Origin of the sequence: Synechococcus sp. R6-7 (assembly GCF_047461695.1) — a bacterium.
Classification (GTDB): domain Bacteria; phylum Cyanobacteriota; class Cyanobacteriia; order Thermostichales; family Thermostichaceae; genus Thermostichus.
In genome coordinates this window covers 1-4,531 of the sequence record NZ_JANSHS010000355.1, presented here as the reverse complement: position 1 = coordinate 4,531, position 4,531 = coordinate 1, and the positions used below count along the sequence as shown (strand labels likewise).

Below are 4,531 nucleotides of genomic sequence, written 5' to 3'. Positions count from 1 at the left end.
GCGGGCCTCCAGCCCGAAAATTTGGTGATCCGCATGGTTAAGAGGGAGTGAGGGGTGGCAAAAAGATTCAGCACTACCTAAATTCAGTACGGCATTGCCCTCCCCTTGGATGCTGTTTTCAAAAGTTTTGGGTATTGGGTAACCTCACCCCGCAGCCTGCCCCGGCGCCGATGATAGAGTACAGAGGAGTCTTCTGCGCGAGCCCTTTATGCCTCAGTCCAAACCCCAAGAATCCCCAGCCCGCAAGCTCCTCAACATTTTGCTGCTGGTGGTGGGCACGGTAACTTTCTTGGGCTTCTCCTTTGGCCCGCTATTCCAGGCCCTCGGGCCTTCCGAATCTCCAGAGGCCAGCCTGGTAACCGAGCAACTGCGGGCCCAGGCAGACGGCTATCGCGTCGTGCTGGAGCGGGAGCCGGATAACCCCATTGCCCTGCGGGGGTTGATCGACACCCAACTGCAATTGAACGAGCCGCAAGGGGCCATTGAGCCGCTGAAGAAGCTGGTGGAACTGGAGCCCGAAAATCGGCAACTGAGAGCCTTTTTGGCCGAAATCCAGCAGGATACGGGGGATTTTGAAGGGGCATTAGAACAGCTCCAGATCCTTTACGAGGGGGATCCCAAAGATGGCCAGGTGCTGCAGCAGTTGGTGGATGTGCAGCTAACCCTGGGCCGCACCTCTGAGGCCATTGCCCTGCTGGAGAAGCATCTTGAAGAAGTGCCGGAAGATAATGATGTACGTTTGCGCTTGGCCTTTGTCTACGCCCGCAACAACCAGACCGAAAAAGCCATAGCCCTCTACGACGAGTTAATCGCGGCGGATCCCAGTGATTTCACCCCCGTGTTGGGCAAAGCCATAGCCCTCAGCTCCGCCACCGATGAAAACCTACGGGCAAAAGCGCCTGAGCTGTTTGAGCAAGCAGCCCGGCTGGCCCCGCCCCAAGTTCGGGAGCAAATCCAGCAGCAAGCAGAGATTTATGCTCAGGTGAACCGGCCCCAGACGGTCGAGAACCAAAACAGCAACCCCTCCCCCTGAGCAGGTTTTCAACCGTTAGGCTAATCCAGGTGTTGAGAAGCTGATCCCTGACGGTTCTCAGTTGACCCGATAGGGAGAGCTACGGAAAAGACTCAAGTGCCTTTTCTACAGAGGGGTAGATCTCGTAAATGGCATCCAAGCCGGTGATGGAGAAGAGCAGCTTGACCTGCTCCTGCAGGCTGCAGAACTTGAGTTGATAGCCCGAAGCGCGGCAATGGCGATGCGCCCAAACCAGAACCGACAACCCCATGCTGTCGATCAGGCTAACCTGACTAAGATCCAACAAGAAATGTCCCGGTTTCTCGGTGAGAATTTGGCTTAGCTCTTTCCGTACCTCGCGGGCAATCGCGGCGTTGAGCCTTTCACTGTGCAATTTCACAACCGTAACAGGGGATCCCTTGTGGCTGAGCTGGATGAAGACATCCATGAAAAGCCCGTCAGGTTTGAGGGGGGATGGGCACAGGCACGATGCAACCAGACTGATTTTGAATTGCTAAATCACCATGAGTATGAGTTTGTCCTCCCTGGGCTTCTCTTGCAAGCATTCTTGGACACTTTTCCCTTACAGGTTAGAACTGGCATGAACGGGATCCCTGCCTGGGCTGGAGATGCTGCCGCCCTGAGTCTATTGGTTATGCAAGTGCCGATGCTGGCGGTGCTGCTGGCGCGGCTGCTGCCCTCTTTGCGGCGCCCTTCCCCTCTGCCTCCCGGTCAGCCGGGGATCCCTTTGCAGCCGGGCTTGGTCAGCGTGTTGTTGCCCACCCTCAACGAAGCCGAGCGCATCGATCCCTGCCTGGAAGGATTGCACCAACAGAGCTCCGTCCTGCGGGAGGTGCTGGTGGTGGACAGCCGCTCTCAAGATGGCACCCCCGAAAAAGTGCTGCAGATGGCCAAGCGGGATCCGCGCTTCCGTCTGGTAACCGACGATCCCTTGCCCAACGGATGGGTGGGGCGCCCCTGGGCCTTGCACTATGGATTTCTCCAGTCGGATCCGGCCTCTGAGTGGATCCTGGGCATTGATGCCGATACCCGTCCCCAGCCAGGATTGGTGGAGCGCCTGCTGGAAACTGCCCAGGCCCAAAGGCTCGACCTGATCACCCTGGCACCGCAGTTTATCTTACAGCACTGGGGGGAAGGCTGGCTGCAACCGGCTCTTTTGGTAACCCTGATCTATCGCTATGGGGCAGCCGGAGACAGGGCTACCCTGCCAGAACGGACGATGGCCAATGGGCAATGTATGCTAGTGCGCCGGTCGGTGCTGGAAGCGATGAATGGCTACACAGTGGCGCGGGCTTCATTTTGTGACGATGTGACCCTGGTGCGGCAGATTGCGGCAGCCGGCTTTAAAGTAGCTTTTTACGACGGTCGGCACCTGCTCAAGGTGCGCATGTACACTTCTTTTGGCGAAACTTGGCGAGAGTGGGGCCGATCCCTCGATTTGAAAGATGCCACCCCTGTGGCCCAGTTGTGGGGGGATATAGCTCTCCTCGTCCTCACCCAAGGGATCCCTGGGCCGGTGGTTGTAGGGCTGTTGGGCAAAGCCGGGATGGGGTTTCCCTTTTCCCTGACGGAGCAGGTGCTGCTGGGGCTTAACCTAGGCTTACTGATTCTGCGCTTAGGTGTACTGCTGGGCATTCGCGGCTCCTATCAGGATCCCCCTTGGACGTTCTGGATGTCGCCTCTGGCGGATCCCTTGGCCGTTCTGCGGATAATCCTATCTGCCCTCAGCCGGCCCCGCTCTTGGCGCGGGCGCACCTACTAGGAGAGCCCTCAATCGGCTATTGCCTCGGGATCCACGCCCAACTCCCGCAATTTCGCGGCTAGGCGCTGCTGTTCCAGACGGGCCTGTTCGAGGGCTGCTTCTGCCGCTTCGGCCCGCTGCCGCTCCTGCTCTACCTGTTCGATTCCCCATAGGAGCAAATTCCCATCGGCAGTCCACCACCGCAACCAGTTGGCTTTGGTCTCGGCTTTTTGTCCCCGCCACACCCCCAAAAACAAGCCAATCTCCGGGATCCAGTAGCGACGGTTTTCATCCGCCGATACAGGGGTATAGCGGCCATTCTCCAGGCGGTAGACATCCAGCTCACCGGTTTTGGGATGAAAGATTACATAGACAGGCACCTGCAAAATGCGCTCGTAGAAATACCATTTTCCATAGGGATAGTGGGGATTGATGGAGTACTCGCCGCCCTCGGTTTCGGAGATGAATTCCATCACAATCGCCGGGGGATCCCCTTCTAAGTGTGGGGTATAGCTGCGGCGGATCTCTCCTTCGGGAATCGGCTGTACTGCGGGCACATAAACCCAGTCGGGGGCTTTCACCACCACCTTGTCCCCGACAGTGCTGCAAAGGCCAAAGTTGGAGGCGATCAAAGCCTGGGCAGGGATCCTCTGAGCGAGTTCCAATGCCTCACGCAGAGCAGCAGCCAAAAGGGGCTGTAAGGTGCTTTCCACAGGCTCATCCGGCAAGGGAAAGTCTTCCGGCAGTTTTTCCCATCGAATGGGAGGTAGGGGCGGGGTGAGCCGAACAGGAGAGAGGGTCATGGCTGAGGATACTCATGGTGATAAGGTACATGAATGCCTTTTGAATAACTCAAAGCACTTGCTGATATCAACCCCAGGCAATTCCACAAGGCTGTTGCAGGCTAGGACGGATTCAGTCATCTCGACTGCCAATCCATACGGTTGAGATATGCTTGGGGGCAATGAGCAAGTTTTTCGGCGTCTTCCTTGGATTCAGCAAGAGAGCGTATGCCAGAGCCTGAACCCTCTTCTGCCCACATTCTGGTGATCGAAGATGAAGCTAAGCTGGCTCGTTTTGTGGAAACGGAGCTGACCTGTGAGGGATATCGAGTCAGCGTAGCCAGCGATGGCATGGCCGGGTTGAGGGCAGCCTGCGACCAAAACCCCGACTTGGTGCTGTTGGACTGGATGTTGCCCGGCATCTCAGGTTTGGAAATTTGTCGGCGACTGCGCTCAACGGGCAACCGCGTGCCGGTGGTGTTGATGACCGCCAGAGATGAGGTGGCGGATCGGGCAGCAAGCTTGGACGCTGGGGCGGATGACTACGTGGTCAAGCCTTTCAGCATTCAGGAGCTGCTGTCTCGGATACGGATCTATTTGCGGCAGCCAAGGCGATCCCGCGATGGCCAGTTGGTGTTCATGGATCTGATTCTGGATCCCGTAACGCGGGAGGTAACCCGGGGAGAGCGACAGGTGGAGCTGACGGCCAAAGAATACGACCTGTTGCGCTACTTGATGGAACACCCCCGTCAGGTGCTCACCCGCCAACAGATCTTAGAGCATGTGTGGGGCTGCGACTTCACGGGCGACTCCAATATCATCGAGGTCTATATTCGCTACTTGCGCCTCAAGATCGAAGGCCCAGGGGAGAAGCGCCTTATCCAGACGGTGCGCGGGGTAGGCTACGTGTTGCGCGATTGACATGCCCCCCGCCCCAAAGAGCAAGGATTCTGGTTCCTGGTTCTGCGACAGCAC

At 57.6% G+C, this 4,531-nt stretch carries 5 protein-coding genes; 3 read left to right on the top strand and 2 right to left on the bottom strand.

The window, feature by feature from the left end; genetic code table 11:
• Nucleotides 1-208: 208 nt before the first annotated feature.
• Nucleotides 209-1,033, top strand: coding sequence for a tetratricopeptide repeat protein (locus tag NW815_RS10580; protein WP_414415989.1), 825 nt, complete (start codon nt 209-211; stop codon nt 1,031-1,033).
• Between the two features lie 79 nt (nt 1,034-1,112).
• On the opposite strand, the gene NW815_RS10575 is transcribed toward NW815_RS10580, so the two are convergent.
• Nucleotides 1,113-1,460: an STAS domain-containing protein gene (locus tag NW815_RS10575; RefSeq protein WP_414341893.1), complete on the bottom strand. Its 348-nt coding sequence runs from the start codon at nt 1,458-1,460 to the stop codon at nt 1,113-1,115.
• A gap of 153 nt (nt 1,461-1,613) precedes the next feature.
• Between NW815_RS10575 and NW815_RS10570 the strand changes: the two genes are divergently transcribed.
• Complete coding sequence (locus NW815_RS10570; protein ID WP_414388150.1) at nt 1,614-2,795, top strand: glycosyltransferase; 1,182 nt, start codon at nt 1,614-1,616, stop codon at nt 2,793-2,795.
• Between the two features lie 8 nt (nt 2,796-2,803).
• Here the strand turns inward: NW815_RS10570 and NW815_RS10565 are convergent, their stop codons facing one another.
• Nucleotides 2,804-3,577, bottom strand: a complete 774-nt coding sequence (locus NW815_RS10565) for a Uma2 family endonuclease (protein WP_414415988.1) — start codon at nt 3,575-3,577, stop codon at nt 2,804-2,806.
• A gap of 207 nt (nt 3,578-3,784) precedes the next feature.
• Between NW815_RS10565 and NW815_RS10560 the strand changes: the two genes are divergently transcribed.
• Nucleotides 3,785-4,477, top strand: coding sequence for a response regulator transcription factor (locus tag NW815_RS10560; protein WP_414390395.1), 693 nt, complete (start codon nt 3,785-3,787; stop codon nt 4,475-4,477).
• Nucleotides 4,478-4,531: the final 54 nt, after the last annotated feature.

Coding starts and splice junctions, on each gene's coding strand:
- NW815_RS10580 (WP_414415989.1), top strand. CDS start 209: ATGCCTCAGTCCAAACCCCAAGAATCCCCAGCCCGCAAGCTCCTCAAC.
- NW815_RS10575 (WP_414341893.1), bottom strand. CDS start 1,460: ATGGATGTCTTCATCCAGCTCAGCCACAAGGGATCCCCTGTTACGGTT.
- NW815_RS10570 (WP_414388150.1), top strand. CDS start 1,614: ATGAACGGGATCCCTGCCTGGGCTGGAGATGCTGCCGCCCTGAGTCTA.
- NW815_RS10565 (WP_414415988.1), bottom strand. CDS start 3,577: ATGACCCTCTCTCCTGTTCGGCTCACCCCGCCCCTACCTCCCATTCGA.
- NW815_RS10560 (WP_414390395.1), top strand. CDS start 3,785: ATGCCAGAGCCTGAACCCTCTTCTGCCCACATTCTGGTGATCGAAGAT.